Origin of the sequence: Streptomyces viridiviolaceus (assembly GCF_014650995.1) — a bacterium.
Classification (GTDB): Bacteria; Actinomycetota; Actinomycetes; order Streptomycetales; family Streptomycetaceae; genus Streptomyces; species Streptomyces viridiviolaceus.
Map to the genome: position 1 here is coordinate 1 of NZ_BMWA01000029.1, position 21,332 is coordinate 21,332.

Genomic DNA, 21,332 nt, shown 5'->3' on the forward strand with positions numbered 1-21,332 from the left:
TTGGCGTGCTGCGCCTCGGTCGCCCTCTCGCCCGGACCGGCCAGTGCCCGCGCACGGATCTCGTGCAGCTCCGCCACTCGTCCGCGCGCGTCCGTCGGCTCACCCGGCGCCTCATCCAAAACGGTCATGTAGTGACCTTACGAAGCAGACCGCGGAATGCGAGCCGTCGACTCCGTACAGTCTCCGACGTGTTTTCCTGGTGCCCCTGAACAGAACCCGGACGCCATGCAGCCGTTTCGACTGCTCAGAGGGCTTGTGGGTTGTAGGAGTCACACAAAGCCGTCAGCTGAGAGTCACCTCACATTCGTGGGTGCCGCATACCACCCCTGGAGTGACACGGAGGCGCAGTCGGCGGCCCGTCGCCAGGATCTCGACCGTCTCGTCGGACCGTAGCGCGCCCCGCACCGGGTGGTCCCAGACGATCTCCAGCGGCTGCCCCGTGCGCGGCGGCTCGCTCACGCAGAGGGTAGCGGTGCGCCCCCGGCGGCGGACGAGCACGCTCGCGCCCGCCGTCGTGGTGAGGGGGCCGGCGGTGCCGGCCCGCCAGAAGTTCGCGGCGGTCAGACCGAGCGCGGGGACGGCGACGGCCTGGCATCCGGCGTCGTTGGCGAGCACCGAGAGCCAACGACGGTCGGCGGCACGCCGGGCGACGGTCCGTCGGGAGGCGCCCGGCATGAGGACGTAGACGTAGCCTGCGTCGGTCGGGTCGGTGCCGTGGTCCAGCCAGAGGGTCTGCCAGCGCCGGGTGCGGCGCTCGGTCGTGCTGGTGGTGTTGATGTCGGACCAGGCACCGGTACGGTCCTCTCGCAGGGCCCGCAGATCGCCCTCGGGGACGATCCAGCCGCCGTGGCCCTCCAGGTGGGCCCAGCCCGGTCCGCGGACGAAGGCGTCGGTGCCGCCCTCCCCCAGATTGCGGTTGTCGACGACCGTCTCGACCGGGACGCCGTCCGAACAGGTGATCCCGGCGCCCAGGCAGATCACCGCGTCGGCGAGGAAGTACCAGGACTTGCGGGCTTCGAGGGTCGAGCCGAGCCCCTTCAGATGCTGCCCGACCGCCGCGTACTCGCCGTCGGTGGTGCCGCCGACCCAGCGGACGGCGGGCTTGGGCGCGCCCCATTCGCCGCCCGCCCGGTCGGGGAGCCGCTTGGTGGAGACGGTGGTGCCGGGCAGGCGGTACCAGTCGACGGTGGGCCAGAACCAGTCCGTGTACTGGTCGGAGCGGCCGGCCGGCCACCAGGAGAGCATCCCGGCACCGGTGTGCCAGCCGCGCGGGTTCTCGCCGTTGCCGCATTCGTAGTGGGCGATGCGGTCGCTGGCCATGGCGAGGCCGGCGGTGAAGCCGGGGCCGCGGTGCACGGCCCGGTCCATGGCCGCGAAGAGGCGGTGCCCGGTGGGTTCGGGCGCCGCCTCGACCGGGGAGTCGGCGATCGCGCGCAGCCGGGCCAGGTCGGCGACCGGGAACTGCGGGGCCGTCAGGACGGGCGTGACGGTGTCCCGTTCGATCCAGCCCTTGATACGCGCGTACCAGCGCCGCCGTTCGGCGTCGCTCGCACCGCCGGCGAGGATCGCCATGGCCGCGATGAGCTGCTGCCCGTGGAAGTGGTCGCTGCGCATCACGTGCCGGTCGTCGCTCCTGAGGAGGCCGCGGCTGATGGCGCGTCCGTTGACGCCGTCCATGACCAGTCCGTCGTGGATCAGCGGCGCGTAGGCGTGCTCGACGCTGTCGAGGACGATCTGCCTGGCGGGGTCCGTGACCTCCCACTCCGATCCGGCGAGCAGCGTGAACAGGCGGCCGAGGCCGTCCAGCAGGACCTGGCCGTACGTCCCCGAGTAGGCCACCCAGGTGTGCTGGACGAACGAGCCGTCGGCGTGGAGGCCGTCGCCCTCGGTGACGTACGGGAAGACCGGCGAGAGCGCGTCGCGGGCCAGCGCGATCTTTGCGGGATTCCGGCCGAGGATGCCGCGCAGGGCGACGGAGCGGCACAGGTCGACGCGGTTGGCGCCGGTGGAGGTGCCGGTGTAGTCGCCGAGCGCGGAGTCGGGGACGAAGTGGTCGACGGCGGCGCAGGCGGCGGCGACGCGGTCGGAACCGAGGTGGTCGTACAGGGCGGCGGTGATGTCCGTGAGGAGGCGGGGGCTGCCGATCTGCCATTCCCACCAGTTGCCGTAGCGGGTGGTGGCGGGGTTGTACACCGTGGCGGAGAGGTGGTCGAGGCCGCGCAGGACGGCCGCGAGGAGGGCCTCGTCGCCCGTGCTGCCGGTGCCCTGCTGGACGTACGCCTGGGTCATGGTCCACAGGCGGCCGTAGCTGAAGGTGATGCCGGAGGGCGGGTCGAAGGGACGGCCGGGCCACAGGGAGGTGGGAGCCGGGGTCATGGTGGCGGCGAAGCCGCGGGCGAGTTCGCCGGTCTCGGCCAGGCGGGCGGCGTACGGTTCGGCGGCCGGGTCGTAACCGGTGCCGAGGGCGATGTCGAGCCAGCGTCTGCGGAGGGCGTCGTAGGGGTCGGCGGCGGGTTCGTCCGCGGCCGTGGCGCGGGTGGCGAGCGCCGGGGGGAGGGTGGCTGCGAGGGCCGCCGCGAGCAGGACGGCACGGCGGGTGGGCGGGACGGCGGGACGTCGTGGGGGCCGCGGTGAAGTCATGCTCATGCCGTTTACCACGTCGGCGGGGGAAGCGGAACGACGTCTCGTGGAACACCGGCGGGCGGACGGCGCCACCCGTGCGTGCGCCGGGTGCCGCCAGGCGGCGGTACGGGCGGTGCGGGGGCCGGGACCGCCGGATAGCAAGGGGGCAGAGTTCCCGTTCGTTCCGGTTCCCCTTCGTTCCGGTTCGCTGTCGATCCGCCGATCCCGTGACGAGGTGACCCATGCGTTTGCTGCTCGTCCACCCCAGTGCGCTGATGTACTCAGAGATCTTCCTGCGGCTCGAACCCCTCGGCCTGGAACGGGTGGCGGGTGCGGCCCGCGAGGCGGGGCACGAGGTCCGGGTCGTGGACCTCCAGGTGCTCGGCCTGGCGACGCTGCGCGACGAGGTCCGGTCGTTCCGGCCCCAGGCCGTCGGCGTATCGCTGAACTACCTCGCGAACATCCCGGAGGCGATCGACCTGGCCGCGAAGGTGAAGCGGGAGGTGCCCGACTGCTTCGTGTTCTTCGGCGGGCACAGCGTCTCCTTCGTCGCCGAGGACGTGCTGGAGCAGGCGGCGGGCGCGGTGGACGCGGTGGTCCGCGGCGAGGGCGAGCCGGCGATCACCCCGCTGCTGGAGGCGGTCCGCGACGGCGGGGTCGACGGCGTGCCCGGAGTCGTCACCGCCTCGGGGCGGGGCCCGGCGCCGCTGATGCTGCACAGCATCGACTCCCCGCTCCCGGCGCGCGACCTGATGCGCAACCGCCGCCGCTACTTCATCGGGGAACTGGACCCGTGCGCGTCCATCGAGTTTACCCGCGGCTGCCCCTGGGACTGCTCGTTCTGCTCGGCCTGGACCTTCTACGGCCGCAGCTACCGCAAGGCCTCCCCCGAGGCGGCGGCGGAGGATCTGGCGAGGATCCGCGAGCCGAACGTCTTCATCGTCGACGACGTGGCCTTCATCCGGCCCGAGCACGGCAACGCGATCGCCGAGGAGGTGGAGCGGCGCGGCATCCGCAAGCAGTACTACCTGGAGACGCGCAGCGACGTGCTGCTGCGCCACCCCGAGGTGTTCGAGCGGTGGGCGCGGCTGGGCCTGCGCTACATGTTCCTCGGCATGGAGGCCATCGACGCCGAGGGCCTGGACCTGTTCCGCAAGCGGATCAGCCCCGACGAGAACTTCCGGGCCCTGGAGGCCGCCCGCCGCATGGGCATCCAGGTCGCCATCAACCTCATCGTCGATCCGGCCTGGGACGAGGAGCGGTTCCGCGTGGTGCGGGAGTTCGCCCTGTCCGTTCCGGAGATCGTGCACTTCACCGTGATGACGCCGTATCCCGGCACGGAGATCTGGCACACGGAGTCGCGCCGGCTGACCACCCGCGACTACCGCCTCTTCGACATCCAGCACGCCGTGGTCCCCACCACGCTGCCGCTGGAACGCTTCTACGAGGAGCTGGTCCGCACCCAGGCCGTGATCAACCGCAAGCACCTGGGTCTGCGCACCGCGTTCGGCGCGGCGCGCATCCTCGGCCGCAATCTGCTGCGCGGGCAGACCAACTTCGCCCGCATGCTGTGGAAGTTCAACCAGGTGTACAACCCGCGCCGGCAGCTCGCCGACCACCGGATGCCCGTGCGCTACGAACTGCCGCTGCCGCAGCCCGTCGACGTCGGGGACCGGCGCCGGCTGTACGTCCACACCCGGGGGGCGAGGCAGGCGCGGGAGTGATCGGTTCGAGAAACACGGCGGATGATGTTGAATATTGAACGGAATAGGTCTACCGTCGTTCTCGTTGCACTGATTGAACGTTCAACGATCACCTCGGGAGTACATCATGGGCCTCTTCGGCAACAAGTCCGCCACCCGCTCCGCCGCCGCCCCCGCCGCCGTCAACCCGGACCTCGCCGCACTGACCGGCGACTACGCGATCGACCCGTCGCACACCACGATCGGTTTCGTCGCCCGGCACGCCATGGTCACCAACGTCAAGGGCAAGTTCCTCGACTTCAGCGGCACGCTGCACCTGGACGGCAGCGACCCGGCCCGCTCCACCGCGTCCCTGGACGTGACGATGGACAGCATCGACACGGGATCGGCCGACCGTGACGGCCACCTCAAGAGCTCGGACTTCTTCAGGACGGACGAGTTCCCGACGATGACCTTCCGCTCCACCAAGGCGGAGGCCCTCGGCGGCGACGACTACCGCATCACCGGGGACCTGACCGTCCTCGGCACCACCAAGCCGATCACCATCGACCTGGAGTTCAACGGCGTCGCGAAGGACCCCTTCGGCAACGAGCGCGTCGGCTTCGAGGGCAAGGCCGAGATCCTGCGCTCGGAGTGGGGTCTGACCTGGAACGCGGCCCTGGAGACCGGTGGCGTCCTGGTGTCCGACAAGATCAAGCTGAACTTCGACGTCTCGGCGATCAAGCAGTGACGTCCACGTCGGCGGCGACCCGGACCCGGATACGGCGGCCGGGCCAGCCAATGGTCCGGTAGATCGTGTTGTACTGGCGGATCGAACGATCGGCGGGCACCAGGTCGTCGCCGTCCGCCTCACCGCGCCGCGAGGTGGTGTGCCCGTCGGCCACGAAAACCAGGTCGTAACCCCGGCTGAGCGCCTGCCGAGCCGTCGTGTCCACGCAGATCTCCGTGGCGAACCCGGTCACGATCACCTCGGTGACACCGAGCGCCCGCAGAATCCCGTCGAGGCCGGTGTCCAGGAAACTGTCGGGCGTCGTCTTGTCGACGACCGGCTCCCCCTCTCGGGGCGTCAGCTCCGCCACGACCCGCCAGCCCTCGGTCCCGGGCACCAGTTCCCCGTCCCGCTGCCGCACGGTCACCACGGGTAGGCCCGCCGCCCGGGCCCGCTCGCTCAGCCCCGCGATCGCGGCCACGGTCTCGGTGGCCCGGTGCGCGATGTCGACCAGGGCGTTCTGCATGTCGATGACGAGAAGCGCGGCGGTGTGCGGCATGGGCTCACCGTAGCCGCGCGGCAGACCCCCGCGCCGCCGGATTTCCCCGCTGACCCGACCGCCGCGAATCCGCTCCGGCCCCTCCGCCACTCGCCCGCCCGGCGACCGTCACGGTGGCCTGAGGCCCCGGCTGAGGTCGTGGCCGGGCGGGAATTCGTGGTCCGGTCGTTGTGGGCGCGCCAACCGCCGCGCGGCAGACCCGCGCGGCGCCGATCTCCCCGGTCGACCCACGGTCAGGAAGCCGCCGGGCCCCTCCGCCGCTCCGACCGCTCGGCGACCGGCGCGCCCGCCTCAGCGCCCCTCGCGGTGGCCTGAGGCCCCGGCTGAGGTCGTGGCCGGGTGGAAATCCGTGGTCCGGTCGTTGTGGGGCGCGCTAGTCTGCCACCGTGAACAGTCCCGAGGCGTCCAGACTCCGGCCACCGGCTCTCCGGTGGCTGTTCGTGACGTCGGGCTGAGGAGGCGCGCTCCACGCACTCCGTCGAGTCGGCATGTCGTCACCGCCGCCGGACGGCCGTCCGCCGTGTCGTGTTCGACGTCGACTTCGGGGTGCGGAGTTTCTTCATGCCGTTCGCTCTTCTTCTGCTGGGCCTTGCTGTCTTCGCGCAGGGAACGTCCGAATTCATGCTGTCCGGTCTGGTGCCGGACATCGCCCGGGATCTGGGGGTCTCCGTCCCGGCGGCGGGGGCGCTCACCTCCGCCTTCGCGGTGGGAATGGTGGTCGGGGCACCGCTGATGGCCGTGCTCGGCCGGCGGTGGTCCCGGCGGGGCGCGCTGCTCGCGTTCCTCCTGGCCTTCCTCGCCGTCCATGCCGTCGGTGCCCTCACCGACAGCTTCGCGGTACTGCTGGCCACCCGGGTGGCCGGTGCGCTAGCCAACGCCGGATTCCTGGCCGTCGCCCTGGTGACCGCCGTCGGTATGGTCCCGCCGGACGCCAAGGGGCGGGCCACGTCCATGCTGCTCGGCGGGGTGACCCTGGCCTGCGTGATCGGGGTGCCCGCCGGGGCGCTGCTCGGGCAGGTGTGGGGCTGGCGCTCGGCCTTCTGGGCGGTGGTGCTGCTGTCGCTGCCCGCCGTGGTGGCCGTCGCCCGGTCGGTGCCGGGCGGGAGCGCCGACGCCGGGGAACGCCCCGCACTGGGTGCCGAGCTCCGGGCCCTGCGCAGCCCCCGGCTCCGGCTCACGCTCCTGCTCGGCGCCCTGGTGAACGGGGCGACCTTCTGCACGTTCACCTTTCTGGCCCCGCTGGCCACCCATGTCACCGGGCTCGGCAGCGGCTGGGTGCCCGGCGTGCTGGCGCTGTTCGGGGCGGGATCCTTCATCGGGGTGAGCGTCGGCGGGCGGCTCGCCGACCGGTGGCCCGTGCCGGTGCTGATGGCGGGCGGGGCCGCGCTGTGCGCCGGATGGGTCGCCCTCGCGCTCGGCGCCGGCAGTCCGGCCGGCGCGCTCGGCCTCGTGCTCGTGCAGGGCGCCCTGTCCTTCGGCGTGGGCTCGACGCTGATCTCACAGGTGCTCTACGCGGCACCCGGCGCCCCCACCCTGGCCGGCGGCTTCGCCACGGCCGCGTTCAACGTGGGCGCCGCGCTGGGCCCCTGGGCCGGGGGCACCGCGATCGGTGCCGGACTGGGGTACCGCTCGCCGCTGTGGGTCAGCGCCGGACTCGTCGCCCTCTGCCTCGCGACGGCCGCCGTGGGCTTCCGCCGGCGGGAGGCCGCCCTGGTGCGCTGACGCGGGGAGCGCGCGGTCAGAATCCGCCGCCGAAGTCCCCTCCGCCGCCGAAGCCGCCACCACCGCCGAAGTCGCCGAAGCCGCCGCCGAAGTCTCCGGTGTCGAAGTCCGCACCGGAGACGTCGCCGCCCTCGTAGCCGCCGAAGTCGCCGTACCCGGCGCCGTAGTCGGCCGAGTAGGCCGGGGTGGCCATCATGCTGCCGAGCAGGGTGCCGACCAGCAGGCCGGGCAGGATGCCGCCGCCGAAGTATCCGCCCGCCCAGGGACCGTACGCGGGACCCGCGTCCCAGTACGGGCGGCGGCCGTAGTCGGTGTCCACCTCGCGGATCTCGGGGTCCCGGCCCTCGGCCAGACGGGTGCGGTCCGCGGCGCAGACGGGCACCTCGCGGGTGGCGCCGCCCGACGGGGTCCAGGTGACGTCGGCGACGGAGGGGCCGTGGCGCGGGTCGAAGAAGCAGGGCGGGCGCCGTTCGGGCAGCGGCGTGCCCTCCCGGCGGGCGGCGAGCTGGGCGAGCGAGAACCGGCCGTCCGCCACGGCCTGGGTGACCGCGCGGACGTCCTCCGGCCGGCGGGCTTCCGCCATGTACGTCTTGGCCTGCTCGTAGGCGTCCAGCGCGCGTTCGTAGTCCGCGCGCATCGCGTCGTCCGCGCCCGGTTCCGCCGGGTGGAAGTCCAGCCGGTCCAGTTCCTCGCCGAACGCCGTGATGTCCTCGTCCACCACCACCCGCAGCTTCTCCAGGGCCTGCCGCTGCTCCTCCTCGTGGCGGCGCCGGTTGCGGCGTACCAGCGCGTAGGCGCCCGCGCCGCCGGCCACCAGGATGGCGCCGGTGGTGATCAGCGCCCCGGTGGGGACGGACTCGCCGCCGGTGTCCCAGGACGCCGGGGCCGCGCCGCGCACGCTGCGCAGCGCGTCCTCGACGAAGTCGTTCAGCTGGGCCTTGGGGTCACCCGCCCCCTGCACGGCCGTGACCAGGTTCTCCACTCCCTGGCGGCTGAGCACGCTGCTGTCGGCGCGGGCGTCGAAGCGGTCGCCGAGCCGGATGCCGTACAGACCGGTGACACCGGTTTCGGTACGGAGGTTCTGGAAGAGGTTCGCCGTGGGGTAGCCGTCCGGGAGGACCGCCACGAAGACGGGTTTGTCCGCGTCCTCGATCTTGTCGGCGAGCGCATCCGCGTCCGCCCGCGACAGCAGGTCGGAGGCGGCCGGGTCGACGTAGACGGGGCTCTCGCGCAGGGCCGCGGCGATCTCGGAGACGTCGGTGGCCGCGTGCGCACCCGGGGCACCGGCCGTCAGCGCCGCCAGTGCGGCGAGGACCGGCACGACCAGCAGGCGTACGAGAACGGGAATGCGGGCGCCCTTCATATGTTCGAAAGTACCCGAATACAGGACAAAGAGACATCGTCACCGGTGGCTGATCCGAGCCCGTCCGAGTCGGTGTCCCTTCCGGGGGCGCCGGCGCCGGACCCGGCGGGACCCGCACCGGGCGCCCGTGGCGCACGAGTCGCCCCAACACACCGGTCACCACCAGCACTTGAACTCCTGCGACAGACGAGGCGGCTGCGCATACGATGCAGTCGCCCCCGTGGGCCGGCCGGCCGACGGGCTACAGCTGAAGGACAGGGGCGGGCATGCTGGGCAGACGCAGGGCCGCGGACATGACGGTGTCCGAACTCACCGAACTGGACCGGTCACGCACGCGGGCCGACCTCCTGTGGGAGCTGTTCCGGCACGCGGAGAGCGAGGTGACCACCGCCATCGGCTGGTACCTGGCCCGGCGCCGGGGCCCCTCCCGGTGGTCGCGTTCGCTGCGCGCCCTCGCCGCACTGCTGGGCATCGTCGGCACCATCACCCCGCTGGTGCACGCGGCCGACCCGACGGCCGTGCCGGCCGAGTGGGGTTTCGTCTTCCTGGCCGGAGGCGCCGGCTGCGTGCTCTTCGACCGGATCTTCGGCTTCTCCGCCTCCTGGACCCGCTACATACGCACCGAACTGGCACTGCAGCAGGTCCTCAAGCGGGCCCAGTCGGAGTGGACCCAGACCTTCCTGAAGAGCACCGAGTCGCCCAGCGACAAGGAGACGGCCGCGCTCCTGGGAGTGATCGAGCGGCTCCGCGCGGACGCCCAGCGCCTCATGGAGGAGGAGAGCGCCGCGTGGGTCGGCTATCTGGCGGACGGGATGGAGGAGCTCACCCGCTCCACGGCGCACGCCTCAGGTCAGCGGCCGGGCCCCACCGGTCTGTTCCGGCTGGACCGGCTGCCCGGGCGTGAGCGGACAGCCGACCAGACGCAGCGTCCCCGCGACACGGCCCTGTGACGGGTGCCGCGGCGGACCTCCCGACGCCCACCCGGGCCGGCGGGGGGACCCCCGCTACTTCGCCGGCTCCACCCCGGCCCGCAGCAGCCCGTAGGCGTACGCGTCCTCCAGGGCCTGCCAGGAGGCGGCGATGACGTTGTCCGCCACGCCCACCGTGGACCACTCCCCCGCCCCGTCGGAGGTGGAGATCAGTACGCGGGTGGTGGACTGGGTGCCGTGCTTGCCCTCCAGGATGCGGACCTTGTAGTCGACCAGCTCCAGCTTGGCGAGCTGCGGGTAGATCTTCTCCAGGGCGACGCGCAGGGCCCGGTCCAGGGCGTTGACCGGTCCGTTGCCCTCGGCCGTGGCGACGATGCGCTCGCCCTTGGCCCACAGCTTGACGGTGGCCTCGTTGGCGTGGGTGCCGTCGGGGCGGTCCTCGACGATGGCCCGCCAGGACTCGACCTCGAAGTACGTCAGGGGCCTGCCCTCGGCCTCGGCGCGCAGCAGCAGTTCGAAGCTGGCGTCGGCCGCCTCGTAGGTGTAGCCCTTGAGCTCCCGCTCCTTCACCCGCTCCACGACCCGGCCGACCAGTTCCCGGTCGCCGCCGAGGTCGATGCCCAGCTCCTTGCCCTTGAGCTCGATCGAGGCGCGGCCCGCCATGTCGGAGACCAGCATCCGCATGGTGTTGCCGACCAGCTCCGGGTCGATGTGCTGGTACAGGTCCGGGTCGACCTTGATGGCGGAGGCGTGCAGGCCCGCCTTGTGGGCAAAGGCGGAGACGCCGACGTAGGGCTGGTGGGTGGAGGGGGTGAGGTTGACGACCTCGGCGATGGCGTGCGAGATGCGGGTCATCTCGCTCAGGCGCCCTTCGGGGAGGACCTTCTTGCCGTACTTCAGCTCCAGGGCGGCCACCACCGGGAAGAGGTTGGCGTTGCCGACGCGCTCGCCGTAGCCGTTCGCCGTGCACTGGACGTGGGTCGCGCCGGCGTCGACCGCGGCGAGCGTGTTCGCCACCGCGCAGCCGGTGTCGTCCTGGGCGTGGATGCCGAGCCGGGCGCCGGTGTCGGCCAGCACCGTGGAGACGACGGCCTGGATCTGCGCCGGGAGCATGCCGCCGTTGGTGTCGCAGAGGATGACGACGTCGGCCCCGGCCTCCGAGGCCGTGCGGACCACCGCCTTGGCGTACTCGGGGTTGGCGCGGTAGCCGTCGAAGAAGTGCTCGCAGTCGACGAAGACCCGGCGGCCCTGCTCCCTGAGGAAGGAGACCGTGTCGCGGACCATCGCCAGGTTCTCGTCGAGGGTGGTGCGCAGCGCCAGCTCCACGTGCCGGTCGTGGGACTTGGCGACCAGGGTGATCACCGGGGCACCGGACTCCAGCAGTGCCCTGACCTGCGGGTCCTCGGCGGCGGTGGTCCCGGCGCGACGGGTGGAGCCGAAGGCGACCAGCTGGGCGTGCCGGAAGTCGATCTCCTGCCGGGCGCGCGCGAAGAACTCGGTGTCCCGCGGGTTCGCGCCGGGCCAGCCGCCCTCGATGAAGCCCACGCCGAAGTCGTCCAGGTGCCGTGCGATGGCCAGCTTGTCCGCGACGGTGAGGTTGATGCCCTCGCGCTGCGCGCCATCGCGCAGGGTGGTGTCGAAGACGTGGAAGGAATCGTCGAGTTCGCTGGTAGCGGTCATGATCTGAAGGCTCCTGATATGGGATCTCGGTCTACCGGAATGACCGGCTCCACCGCCCCTATGATCCCTCGCGCTCCCCTCCCGGCTTGTGGTGGGCCAGGAAAACGAAAAACCTCTCGCGGGTGCGAGAGGTCTGCGCGCGGGTCGAGGACGACGGTGTCCGCCCGTACCTGGTCGTACGTGGCGGTCACTGCGGACCGGCGCGCCTGCTGCCAATAACCATGGCGAACGAGAGCACGGGGGCAGTCTGGCACATTCCGTCCCCGTGCTCACCGTCCGTCTCAGGATGCGAACAGAGGGCGTTCAGCGAAGGCGCCGGACGAAGCCGTCGTAGTGGCCGTTGGTGTCGCCCGGGACGAGTTGCGCGGAGTCGCTGCCGAGGCCGATGCGCCGGGCGTCGGCGCTCACCCAGGACACCGTGACGGGGGCGTCTGTCACCGGGCCCCCGGCGACGGATTCGCTGACCGTACGGGTGGTGCCGGTGCGCAGGTCACGGAGGTAGACGTTGGCCGGTCCGAGCCGCCCGTCCGCCGACCGGGGATCCGCCTGGTAGGCCAGATACCGGCCGTCCGGGCTGAGCACCGGCTGGCGGGGCCCCGCCTCCCCGGCCGCTCCCGGATCGACGCGCCGGGTGACGTCCGCGCGCAGGTCTCGGACGTAGAGGTGGGTGTCGTCCCCGGGGGTCTCGCCCGGCACCAGGTCGTCGCCCCAGTACTGGAAGGCGATGGTCCGGCCGTCCGCGGAGAGCGAGGCGGGCAACGCATACCGCTCGGCCGGGGTGCCGTCCGCCCTGACGTTGACCTGCTCCTCGGTACCGGTGCGGCGGTCGTGGACCCAGGTGGCGCCGCCTGAGCTGCGCGGCACCATCTGGGTGTACGCCACATGGCGGCCGTCGGCGCTGATGGCCTGCAGCAGGGCGGGGTTGGACGGGCGGTCGCGGTTGCTGATCCGCTCCACGGCGCCGGTGCGCCGGTCGAGGACGTACACGGCTCCGAAGAGGTCGCCGGGCTCCTGCTCCATCCGGTCGGCCTTGGCGTTGAAGGCGATGTAGCGGGCGTCCGCCGACATGACGGCACCGCCCGCGTGGGCGGAACCCCCGTCGAGGCCGACGCTGATCCGCTCGGTGGTGCCGGTGCGCCGGTCGTGCAGGTAGATGTCGTACGCCCCCGCGTCCGCGGGCGGTGTCTCCCACTCGACCAGGTTCCTGGCCTGGGAGCGGAACAGGACGTACCGCCCGTCGGAGCTGACGGCGAGCGCGGACGAGTCCCCGTCGGCCTGCACGCCGTCCGGGCCGACGTTGACCCGCTCGACGGTGCCCTTGCGCAGGTCGCGCACGAAGACGTCGGCGAGCGCGTTGGTGTCGCCGGGCACCAGGTTGGACGCGTACCCCGAGAAGACCGCGAACCGGCCGTCGGCGCTGAGCTGCGGGCCGTACGAGTCGCCGTCGCCCTGCTCTCCCGTCGCCGCCAGCGTGACCCTCTCGGTGCCCGGCTTCGGCGCCGGTGCCGCCGAGGTCGCCGACAGCGCGACCATCGCCCCCGCGAGCACCGCGACGGACGCTCCACGCATGGATCTGTGCACTGTTCCCCCTGTATCCCCGTTGACGCCTTTCCCCCGGCCCCGCGCCGAGGGCTCCCCCCGAGCCAAACGCATCGCACGCGGCAGGGTCAATCACCCGTATTGCGTACAACCCGGGCGGGGGCTCAGGCGTCCGCGAGGAGGCCGCTCGCCAGGAACTCCCTTACGTGGCCGAGGACTTGGTCCCGGTCCATGCCCCGCAGCCCGATCGCCACGTGGATGGAGAAGCCGTCGAGCAGGGCGCGCAGGCGGGCCGCGTAACGGTCGGGATCGACGGGGCGGAACTCGCCGCGCGAGATGCCCTCGGCGAGCAGGGCGACCAGGTCCCGGTGCCAGGCGCCCTCGATGGCCGCCTGCCGGTCGCGGGCGTCGTCGGCGGCGTTCTGCGAGCGGTTCCACACCTCCAGCCACAGCGTCCAGTGCGGGTCGCGGTGACCCTCGGGGACGTACAGGTCGACGTAGGCGTCGAGGCGTTCGCGGGCAGGCCCCGGCCGGGCGAGCAGCCGGCCGCGCGCGGCGCCGAGGCGGCCCTCGCTCCACTCCAGGGTCTGCAGCAGCAGTTCGTCCTTGGAGTGGAAGTAGTAGAGCAGGTGGCCGCTGCTCATGCCGACCTCGCGGCCGAGCGCCGCCATGGTGAGTTTCTCCAGGCCGCGCTCGGCGATCATCTCCATGGCGGCGGCGAGGACGTCCTCACGCGGCGGGGCCTGCCTGCGCCCACCGGCCATGTGCTGCTCCCCTGGTCACTGGATCCTCGGCTGCTGCTGGGTGATGCAGTGGATGCCTCCTCCACCCGCGAAGATCGTACGCGCGTCGACCAGGGTCACCGTGCGCTGCGGGTGGAGCCGGCGGAAGATGCCGGCCGCCATCTCGTCGCGCGGGTCGTCGAAGCCGCAGAGCACAACGCCGCCGTTGCAGACGTAGTGGTTGATGTAGGAGTAGTCGGCCCAGTGGCCGTCGGCCTCCAGCACGGTCGGGGCGGGGACCTCGACGACCTCCAGGCGGCGGCCCTTGGCGTCGGTGGCGGACTTCAGGATGCCGATGGCCTCCTTCGTCACCTCGTGGTCGGGGTGGGCCGGGTCGGGCTGGTGGTGGGCGACGACGACGCCCGGTCCGGCGAAGGCGGCGACGATGTCGACGTGGCCGAGGGTGCCGTACCCGTACGGGGGGTAGTCGGCGGTGAGGCCGCGCGGGAGCCAGATCGCCTTGCTGGTGCCGAGGTGGGCGTGGATCTCCGCCTCGACCTGTTCCCTGGTCCAGCCGGGGTTGCGCTCGGGGCCGAGCTGCACGGTCTCGGTGAGCAGCACCGTGCCCTCGCCGTCGACGTGGATGCCGCCGCCCTCGTTGACGAGCCGGGAGGCGTACGTCCGGGCGCCCGCGAGGTCGGCGACGTGACGGCCGATCTTCGCGTCGTGCTCCCAGCGGGCCCAGTCCTGGGCGCCCCAGCCGTTGAACGTCCAGTCGACGGCGGCGAGTTCCCGGCCGTCGGTCAGGAACGTCGGGCCGATGTCGCGCATCCAGGCGTCGTCCAGCTCGCGTTCGACGGTGTCGACGTCCGGGCCGAGGAGGGCTTGCGCCTCGGCCGACTGGCCCGGGCCGCACACCACCGTGACCGGCTCGAAGCGCCGTACCGCGCGGGCGACCGACGCCCAGGCGCGGCGCGATGCGGCCAGGTCCCCGGGGTCGTCGAAGGTGGGGTTGGGGCCGGGCCACGCCATCCAGGTGCGCTCGTGCGGAGCCCACTCGGGGGGCATGCGGAAGCCGTCGGCGGCAGGCGTGTTCATACGGGGGTCCTTTTGGTCCTTCACAGGAAGTACAGGCGGTTGAGGGAGACGGAGTCGGCCGGGTCGGAGCGCAGCGGGTCGCCGTCGAGGGTGACCAGCCCGGTGCGCTGGTCGACCTCGACCGCTCCGGTACGGGAGTTCAGGCGCAGGTCGGCCGGGCCGATGCCGCGCGTGCCGCGCACGGCGACCCTGCGACGGCGGGTCGGCATCGTGTCGCCTCCCTGGTCGAGGGCGGCCTGGGCGACGAAGGCGACGGAGATGTCGGCCGGCGTGGCGCCGTGGGCCCCGAACTGCGGGCCGAGCACGAGGGGTTCACAGGTGTCGGTGGCCGCGTTCGGGTCGCCGACCACGCCGTACGCCGGAAAGCCGGACTTCAGCACGAGCTGCGGCTTGGCGCCGAAGTACTCCGGCCGCCACAGCACGATGTCGGCGAGCTTGCCGACCTCGATGGAGCCGACCTCGTGGGAGAGGCCGTGGGCGATGGCGGGGTTGATGGTCAGCTTGGCCATGTAGCGCAGGACGCGCTCGTTGTCGTCGTCCCCGTCGGCACCGAACTGGGCCTTCATCTTCCCGGCCATGGCGAAGGTCCGGCGGACGGTCTCGCCTGCGCGGCCCATGCCCTGCGCGTCGGAGGAGGTGATGCCGATGGCGCCCAGGTCGTGCAGCACGTCCTCGGCGCCCATGGTCCCGGCGCGGATGCGGTCGCGGGCCATGGCGGCGTCGCCCGGCAGGTCGGTCTTCAGGTCGTGGACGGAGACGATCATGCCGTAGTGCTCGGCGACCGCGTCCCGGCCGAAGGGCAGGGTGGGGTTGGTGGAGGAGCCGATGACGTTGGGGACGCCGGCCATCTTCAGCACGTTGGGGACGTGTCCGCCGCCGCAGCCCTCGATGTGGAAGGCGTGGATGGTGCGGCCCTCCAGCACCCGGAGGGTGTCCTCCACGGAGAGGCATTCGTTCAGGCCGTCGCTGTGCAGGGCGACCTGGACGTCGTGTTCTTCGGCGACGCGCAGCGCGGTGTCCAGCGCCCGCGTGTGGGCGCCCATGTCCTCGTGCACCTTGAAACCGCAGGCGCCGCCCTCGGCCAGCGCCTCGATGAGCGGGGCCTGGTGGGAGGACGAACCCCGGCCCAGGAAGCCGATGTTGACCGGCCAGGCGTCGAAGGCGCCGAACGCGTGCTTCAGCGCCCACGGCGAGTTGACGCCGACGCCCCACACCGGGCCGAACTCCTGCCCGATGATCGTCGTCACGCCGGACGCCAGCGAGGCCTCCATGATGCGCGGCGACAGCAGGTGGACGTGGGTGTCGACGGCGCCGGCGGTGGCGATGAGACCCTCGCCGGAGACGATCGAGGTGCCGGTGCCGACCACGACGTCGACCCCGTCCAGGGTGTCGGGGTTCCCGGCCCGGCCGATGGCGTGGATCCGGCCCTCGCGGATGCCGATCGACACCTTGCGGATGCCCAGCGCCGCGTCGATGACGACGACGTTGCTGATGACGACGTCGCAGGTCTCCCGCACCGCGGCGGCCTTGAGGTGCAGTCCGTCGCGGGCGGTCTTGCCGAAGCCGGCGAGGAACTCGTCGCCGTGGCTCTGCGCGTCGGACTCGACGCGGACGACCAGGCCCGAGTCGCCGAGGCGGACGCGGTCGCCGGCGCGCGGGCCGTGGGTGGCGGCGTAGGCGTGGGGGTCGATGTGGATCGACTCGTTGATCTCGCGTCCCTTCGAGCGGCTCATCGCTCGCCTCCTTCCGGCGTGACTCCCAGATATCCGCAGGCCGCGGCCCGGCGCAGGGCCTCTTCCTTGGCGCCCGGCGCGTCGAGCGGGCCGTCGACCAGTCCGGCGAACCCGATCGCGACGCGCCGTCCGCCGATGGGCACGAGACCGACCTCGGCGCTCTCCCCCGGACCGAACCGCACCGAGGAACCGGCGGGGACGGCGAGGCGCATGCCGTAGGCCCGCTCGCGGTCGAAGTCCAGGCGCGGGTTGGCCTCGAAGAAGTGGAAGTGGGAGGTGACGGAGACGGGCACGGCCGCGGTGTTGGTGACCGTCAGCCGCAGCGCCGCTTCGGGCTCGGCGTGGTCGGGCCCCGGCAGCAGCGCGCCCGGCGCGTCCTCGCCCAGGCCGCCGCCGATGGGGTCGGAGACGACCGCCAGCCGCGAGCCGTCGTCGAAGACGGCCTCCACGTGCACCTCGGTGACCACGTCGGCGACGCCGGGTAGCACGTCGTCGGGGCCGAGCACCGACCGGGCGCGCTCGATCGCCTCCGCGAGCCGTGCGCCGTCGCGGGCGGCCTCGCAGACGGTGTCCGCGATCAGCGCGGTCGCCTCGGGGACGTTCAGCCTGAGTCCCCGGGCCCGCCGGGCGCGGGCCAGCTCGGCCGCCCCGAAGAGCAGCAGCCGGTCACGTTCCGTGGGGGTGAGTCTCACGTCGCGGCACCTCCTTGCCTTCCTCGCATTAGAGCATGACTCTAAACCGCGAATTCCTGGAACGGAAACATTGACGAATGAGCTTGGCGGACGTCACATTGAACGTCGCTCTAACCTCTCAGGCGGCCGTCGAAGGAGACCAGCCATGCCGATAGAACAGCGCGGAGTCGACACCATCCCCGAGTCCGAACGCACCAGCGGCCCCCGCGACCTCGTCTCGATCCTGCTGGGCTCCAATCTCTGCCTCGGCGTGATCGTCTTCGGCTGGCTGCCGCCGTCCTTCGGTCTCGACTGGTGGGCGTCGGTGAGCGCGGTGGTGGCGGGCACGGTGTTCACGGCCCCGCTCGCCCTGGTCTCGCTGCGCACCGGCACCAACCTGTCGACGTCGTCCGGTGCCCAGTTCGGCGTGCGCGGACGGCTGGTCGGCTCGGTGGTCGGCCTGCTGCTGGCCCTCGGCTACACCGCGCTGACCGTGTGGATCGGCGGCGACGTGATGGTGAGCGTGCTGGGCCGGCTGGCCGGTCTGCCGCAGGGCGGGGTGTCGTACGCCGTCGTCTACGGGCTGCTGGCGGCGGCCACCGTCGCGGGCGCGGTGTACGGCTACCGGGTGCTGCTCGCGATGTCGCGCGTGCTGGCGGTGGGCATGACGGCCCTGCTGGTGCTGGGCGTGATCGCGTACGCGCCCGACTTCACGACCGCCGCGCTGCCGGAGGCGGGCGGCTACCTGCTGGGCGGGTTCTGGCCGACCTGGCTGCTCGCGGCCGTGGCCGCGGGACTGTCCGGGCCGATCGCCTTCATCACCCTGCTCGGCGACTACACCCGCTACATCTCCCCCGCCCGCCACTCCTCGCGGCGGGTGCTGCACGCGACCTGGCTCGGCCTGATGCTGGGCCTGCTGGTGCCGCAACTGTTCGGCACCTTCACCTCGTACGCCGCCCGCGCCGCGCTGGACTACGCGGGTCCGCTGGTCGACGCCTCCCCCGGCTGGTACCTGGTGCCGCTGCTGCTCGCCGCCTCGGCGGGCTCGGTCGGCAACGCCGGTCTGATGCTGTACTCCATGGGCCTGGACCTGGACGCCATCCTTCCGCGCGCCTCCCGCGCCCGGGCCACCTGCGCGGTCGCCGTCGTCGCCACCGCCTGTGTGTTCGCCGGCCACTACGCGTGGGACGCGCAGTCCGCGATGACCTCGTTCGTGCTGCTGCTGACGGCGATCGGCACGCCCTGGGCGGTCATCACGCTCATCGGTTTCGCCCGCTGCGGCGGGGTGTACGACGCCGACGCCCTCCAGGTCTTCAACCGCCGCGCCCGGGGCGGGATCTACTGGTACCACGCGGGCTGGAACGTCCCGGCGACCCTCTCCTGGGCGGCCGGCGCCGTCGTCGGCGTCCTGGCGGTGTCCCTGCCGTCGTACGAGGGTCCGCTGCTGGCACTGACCGGCTCGGTGGACTGCAGCTTCCTGCTGTCGGGACTGGTCGGAGGCGTCGTGTACCTCGTGTCGGCTCCGGGTGGCGTCACGCCGCCCGCATCCGCAGCCGAGGCGGCGGGCCCCGCTGCCTGCCCGACCGAGACGGGCGGCGGGCGGGCTTAGGGCGGGAGTCGGAGGGCGAGGCCCCCGGCGACGGCCACACCGCCGCCGGAGGCCTCAGCCGACCGGAGCCCTATCCCAGCGTGTGCATCCAGCCGTGCTTGTCCTCCGCCGTGCCGCGCTGGATGTCCAGGAGGGCCTGCCGCAGCCGGAGGGTCACCTCGCCGGGCTCGCCCCCGCTCTGCTGCCACTCGGCACCGGCCCGCTTGACCGTGCCGACCGGGGTGATCACGGCCGCCGTGCCGCAGGCGAAGACCTCGGTGAGGGTGCCGTTCTCCGAGTCGCGCTGCCACTGGTCGACGGAGACCCGGCCCTCCTCGGCCTCGTAGCCGAGGTCGCGGGCGACGGTGAGGAGGGAGTCGCGGGTGACGCCCTCCAGGATGGAGCCGGTGAGGGACGGGGTGACGATCTTGTTGCCGTACACGAAGTACAGGTTCATGCCGCCGAGTTCCTCGACCCACGTGTGCTCGACCGCGTCGAGGTAGCAGACCTGGTCACAGCCCTTGGCGGCGGCCTCGGCCTGGGCGAGCAGGGACGCGGCGTAGTTGCCGCCGGTCTTGGCGTCGCCCATGCCGCCGGGGACGGCGCGGACACGGTCCTCGGAGACCCAGATGGAGACCGGCTTGACGCCGCCCGGGAAGTAGGCGCCGGCCGGGGAGGCGATGACGATGAAGAGGTACTCGTTGGCGGGCTTGACGCCCAGGCCGACCTCGGTCGCGATCATGAACGGGCGCAGGTAGAGGGACTCCTCGCCGCCGTGCGCCGGAACCCAGTTCTGATCCTGCTTCACCAGCGCGTCGCACGCCTCGAGGAACGTCTCCACCGGCAGCTCCGGCATGCCGAGCCGACGCGAGGACGCCTGGAAGCGCTGGGCGTTCTTCTCCGGACGGAAGGTGGCGACGGACCCGTCGGGCCGGCGGTAGGCCTTCAGACCCTCGAAGATCTCCTGCGCGTAGTGCAGGACCATGGTGGCCGGGTCGAGGGAGAGCGGGGCGTACGGAACGAGCTGACCGTCGTGCCAGCCGCGGCCCTCGGTCCACTTGATCGTCACCATGTGATCGGTGAAGTGGCGGCCGAACCCGGGGTTGGCCAGAATCGCCTCGCGCTCGGCGTCGGAGAGCGGGCTGGCGGAGGGCTTGAGCTCGATCGTGGGCGTCGTCATGGGTTGATGTCCTTCACCGGTCGGTTGTGACGGGCCGCAGTCACGCCCGTACGGCCGGTGGCCGGTCCTAGGACGTCCGAGCATTCCCTCATGTCGCGGCTTCGCGTTCGATTATCGCGCGAGGGCTGCGCCGGATGAAACGGGGTGAATGCGGTCCAGGGTTCGATGGTCGCACCTGGAGGACGCAGGAGAAAGCCGCCGGGTGCCTTGTTTTTCGGACCCGGCGGCTTCGAAAGGTTGGATTTCGAGTGCGCCGGGGTCAGCCGGCTACTCGTACGGCGAGTGCGTCGCCGATCTCGGAGGTGCTGCGGGCGGGCTTGTCACCGCGCTCGCCGAGGTCGGCGGCGACCGCCTCCTCGATCCGGGTCGCCTCGGCGTCGTAGCCGAGGTGGCGCAGCAGCAGGGCGACGGACAGCACCGTGGCGGTGGGGTCGGCCTTGCCCTGGCCGGCGATGTCCGGGGCCGAGCCGTGGACGGGCTCGAACATGGACGGGAACGCGCCGCTCGGGTTGATGTTGCCGGAGGCGGCGACGCCGATGCCGCCGGAGACGGCCGCGGCGAGGTCGGTGATGATGTCGCCGAACAGGTTGTCGGTGACGATCACGTCGAAGCGCTCGGGCTGGGTGACGAGGTAGATCGTCGCCGCGTCCACGTGCATGTACTCGGTGGTGACCTCGGGGAACTCCTCGGCCACCTTGTTGAAGACGTTCGTCCACAGGTGACCCGCGAAGGTCAGCACGTTGTTCTTGTGGATGAGCGCCAGCTTCTTGCGCGGGCGGGCCTGCGCGCGGGCGAAGGCGTCGCGGACCACGCGCTCGACGCCGTAGGCCGTGTTGACGGAGACCTCGGTGGCGACCTCGTGCTCGGTGCCCTTGCGGATGGTGCCGCCGTTGCCGGTGTACGGGCCCTCGGTGCCCTCGCGGACGACGACGAAGTCGATCTCCGGCTGCCCGGCGAGCGGGGTCGCCACGCCGGGCAGGAGCTTGCTCGGGCGCAGGTTGACGTGGTGGTCGAAGGCGAACCGGAGCTTGAGCAGGAAGCCGCGCTCCAGGACGCCGGACGGCACCGACGGGTCGCCGATCGCGCCGAGCAGGATCGCGTCGTGCGCCTTGAGGGCGTCGAGGTCGGCGTCGGTGAGGGTCTCACCGGTGGCGTGGTAGCGCTTGGCGCCGAAGTCGTACTCCTTGGTCTCCAGCTTCACATCCTGCGGAAGGACGGCGGAGAGGACCTTGAGACCTTCGGCCACGACCTCCTGGCCGATGCCGTCACCGGGGATCACTGCGAGATTGAGGCTGCGAGACATGCCCGCACCCTACTCCTCGTCCCACGGGATGACATGCGGTGTCCGTCATCCGGACACCGCGCGGCGTCAGTGCCCCGTCGCGCCACCGTTGTCGCGGCGGTCGAGGGCGCGCTGGAGGGCGGCGGCGGCGTTCTTGCGGTCGGAGTCGCTCGTACGGGAGATGTGGCGGACTCGGCGGCGGACGGTCGTCTCGGCCATGGGGAATCGACTC

The 21,332-nt window shown here is 72.2% G+C and carries 17 protein-coding genes; 5 read left to right on the top strand and 12 right to left on the bottom strand.

Annotated features, from left to right (window positions below):
* Positions 1-282 precede the first annotated feature (282 nt).
* Positions 283-2,646 (bottom strand): polysaccharide lyase 8 family protein, encoded by a 2,364-nt coding sequence (locus tag IE260_RS33045; RefSeq protein WP_189878633.1) that lies wholly within the window; start codon positions 2,644-2,646, stop codon positions 283-285.
* Between the two features lie 218 nt (positions 2,647-2,864).
* On the opposite strand from IE260_RS33045, the gene hpnR reads away from it, so the two are divergent.
* Together hpnR and IE260_RS33055 are read left to right on the top strand one after the other, a co-directional pair.
* Positions 2,865-4,346, top strand: a complete 1,482-nt coding sequence (gene hpnR / locus IE260_RS33050) for a hopanoid C-3 methylase HpnR (protein WP_189878635.1) — start codon at positions 2,865-2,867, stop codon at positions 4,344-4,346.
* 106 nt (positions 4,347-4,452) lie between these two features.
* Positions 4,453-5,055 carry a YceI family protein gene (locus tag IE260_RS33055; RefSeq protein ID WP_189878637.1) on the top strand — a complete coding sequence of 201 codons (603 nt, stop codon included), beginning with the start codon at positions 4,453-4,455 and terminating at the stop codon, positions 5,053-5,055.
* Here IE260_RS33055 and IE260_RS33060 read toward each other — a convergent pair.
* Positions 5,045-5,593, bottom strand: a complete 549-nt coding sequence (locus IE260_RS33060) for a cysteine hydrolase family protein (protein ID WP_189878639.1) — start codon at positions 5,591-5,593, stop codon at positions 5,045-5,047. The two genes, IE260_RS33055 and IE260_RS33060, sit on opposite strands and share 11 nt — an antisense overlap.
* A gap of 561 nt (positions 5,594-6,154) precedes the next feature.
* Here IE260_RS33060 and IE260_RS33065 point away from each other — a divergent pair.
* Positions 6,155-7,315, top strand: coding sequence for a Cmx/CmrA family chloramphenicol efflux MFS transporter (locus IE260_RS33065; protein WP_189878642.1), 1,161 nt, complete (start codon positions 6,155-6,157; stop codon positions 7,313-7,315).
* Positions 7,316-7,331: 16 nt separating this feature from the next.
* Here IE260_RS33065 and IE260_RS33070 read toward each other — a convergent pair whose 3' ends face one another.
* A complete protein-coding gene (locus IE260_RS33070) occupies positions 7,332-8,678 on the bottom strand; it encodes a hypothetical protein (RefSeq protein WP_189878643.1) in 1,347 nt (448 codons plus the stop codon).
* A 266-nt stretch (positions 8,679-8,944) separates the two neighbouring features.
* Here IE260_RS33070 and IE260_RS33075 point away from each other — a divergent pair, with 266 nt between their 5' ends.
* Complete coding sequence (locus IE260_RS33075) at positions 8,945-9,628, top strand: SLATT domain-containing protein (protein ID WP_189878645.1); 684 nt, start codon at positions 8,945-8,947, stop codon at positions 9,626-9,628.
* A gap of 54 nt (positions 9,629-9,682) precedes the next feature.
* Here IE260_RS33075 and cimA read toward each other — a convergent pair whose 3' ends face one another.
* From cimA to ureA, 6 genes are all read right to left on the bottom strand, one after another.
* Positions 9,683-11,287: a citramalate synthase gene (gene cimA, locus IE260_RS33080; RefSeq protein ID WP_189878647.1), complete on the bottom strand. Its 1,605-nt coding sequence runs from the start codon at positions 11,285-11,287 to the stop codon at positions 9,683-9,685.
* A gap of 303 nt (positions 11,288-11,590) precedes the next feature.
* The gene (locus tag IE260_RS33085; protein ID WP_189878649.1) at positions 11,591-12,856 is read right to left on the bottom strand and encodes a TolB family protein; all 1,266 of its coding nucleotides are present in this window, start codon (positions 12,854-12,856) and stop codon (positions 11,591-11,593) included.
* A gap of 134 nt (positions 12,857-12,990) precedes the next feature.
* Entirely contained in the window at positions 12,991-13,590 is a 600-nt protein-coding gene (locus IE260_RS33090; RefSeq protein ID WP_189878651.1) for a TetR/AcrR family transcriptional regulator, read from the bottom strand.
* Positions 13,591-13,605: 15 nt separating this feature from the next.
* Entirely contained in the window at positions 13,606-14,646 is a 1,041-nt protein-coding gene (locus IE260_RS33095; protein ID WP_189878653.1) for an agmatine deiminase family protein, read from the bottom strand.
* 20 nt (positions 14,647-14,666) lie between these two features.
* A complete protein-coding gene (locus IE260_RS33100; protein WP_189878656.1) occupies positions 14,667-16,379 on the bottom strand; it encodes an urease subunit alpha in 1,713 nt (570 codons plus the stop codon).
* Positions 16,376-17,071, bottom strand: a complete 696-nt coding sequence (ureA, locus tag IE260_RS33105) for an urease subunit gamma (RefSeq protein ID WP_189878658.1) — start codon at positions 17,069-17,071, stop codon at positions 16,376-16,378. The genes IE260_RS33100 and ureA overlap by 4 nt, the downstream gene beginning before the upstream one ends.
* Positions 17,072-17,216: 145 nt before the next feature.
* Here ureA and IE260_RS33110 point away from each other — a divergent pair, with 145 nt between their 5' ends.
* A complete protein-coding gene (locus IE260_RS33110; protein ID WP_189878659.1) occupies positions 17,217-18,659 on the top strand; it encodes a cytosine permease in 1,443 nt (480 codons plus the stop codon).
* Positions 18,660-18,729: 70 nt separating this feature from the next.
* Here the strand turns inward: IE260_RS33110 and IE260_RS33115 are convergent, their stop codons facing one another.
* The 3 genes from IE260_RS33115 to IE260_RS42690 form a co-directional block, all read right to left on the bottom strand.
* Positions 18,730-19,818, bottom strand: coding sequence for a branched-chain amino acid aminotransferase (locus IE260_RS33115; protein ID WP_189878661.1), 1,089 nt, complete (start codon positions 19,816-19,818; stop codon positions 18,730-18,732).
* Positions 19,819-20,077: 259 nt separating this feature from the next.
* A complete protein-coding gene (locus IE260_RS33120) occupies positions 20,078-21,121 on the bottom strand; it encodes a 3-isopropylmalate dehydrogenase (RefSeq protein ID WP_189878663.1) in 1,044 nt (347 codons plus the stop codon).
* A 66-nt stretch (positions 21,122-21,187) separates the two neighbouring features.
* Positions 21,188-21,319 (bottom strand): hypothetical protein, encoded by a 132-nt coding sequence (locus IE260_RS42690; RefSeq protein ID WP_268254953.1) that lies wholly within the window; start codon positions 21,317-21,319, stop codon positions 21,188-21,190.
* Positions 21,320-21,332 lie beyond the last annotated feature (13 nt).

Bases quoted from the DNA above. Each gene is read 5' to 3' on its own strand.
- IE260_RS33045 (WP_189878633.1), bottom strand. From the start codon at position 2,646: ATGAGCATGACTTCACCGCGGCCCCCACGACGTCCCGCCGTCCCGCCC.
- hpnR (WP_189878635.1), top strand. From the start codon at position 2,865: ATGCGTTTGCTGCTCGTCCACCCCAGTGCGCTGATGTACTCAGAGATC.
- IE260_RS33055 (WP_189878637.1), top strand. From the start codon at position 4,453: ATGGGCCTCTTCGGCAACAAGTCCGCCACCCGCTCCGCCGCCGCCCCC.
- IE260_RS33060 (WP_189878639.1), bottom strand. From the start codon at position 5,593: ATGCCGCACACCGCCGCGCTTCTCGTCATCGACATGCAGAACGCCCTG.
- IE260_RS33065 (WP_189878642.1), top strand. From the start codon at position 6,155: ATGCCGTTCGCTCTTCTTCTGCTGGGCCTTGCTGTCTTCGCGCAGGGA.
- IE260_RS33070 (WP_189878643.1), bottom strand. From the start codon at position 8,678: ATGAAGGGCGCCCGCATTCCCGTTCTCGTACGCCTGCTGGTCGTGCCG.
- IE260_RS33075 (WP_189878645.1), top strand. From the start codon at position 8,945: ATGCTGGGCAGACGCAGGGCCGCGGACATGACGGTGTCCGAACTCACC.
- cimA (WP_189878647.1), bottom strand. From the start codon at position 11,287: ATGACCGCTACCAGCGAACTCGACGATTCCTTCCACGTCTTCGACACC.
- IE260_RS33085 (WP_189878649.1), bottom strand. From the start codon at position 12,856: ATGCGTGGAGCGTCCGTCGCGGTGCTCGCGGGGGCGATGGTCGCGCTG.
- IE260_RS33090 (WP_189878651.1), bottom strand. From the start codon at position 13,590: ATGGCCGGTGGGCGCAGGCAGGCCCCGCCGCGTGAGGACGTCCTCGCC.
- IE260_RS33095 (WP_189878653.1), bottom strand. From the start codon at position 14,646: ATGAACACGCCTGCCGCCGACGGCTTCCGCATGCCCCCCGAGTGGGCT.
- IE260_RS33100 (WP_189878656.1), bottom strand. From the start codon at position 16,379: ATGAGCCGCTCGAAGGGACGCGAGATCAACGAGTCGATCCACATCGAC.
- IE260_RS33110 (WP_189878659.1), top strand. From the start codon at position 17,217: ATGCCGATAGAACAGCGCGGAGTCGACACCATCCCCGAGTCCGAACGC.
- IE260_RS33115 (WP_189878661.1), bottom strand. From the start codon at position 19,818: ATGACGACGCCCACGATCGAGCTCAAGCCCTCCGCCAGCCCGCTCTCC.
- IE260_RS33120 (WP_189878663.1), bottom strand. From the start codon at position 21,121: ATGTCTCGCAGCCTCAATCTCGCAGTGATCCCCGGTGACGGCATCGGC.
- IE260_RS42690 (WP_268254953.1), bottom strand. From the start codon at position 21,319: ATGGCCGAGACGACCGTCCGCCGCCGAGTCCGCCACATCTCCCGTACG.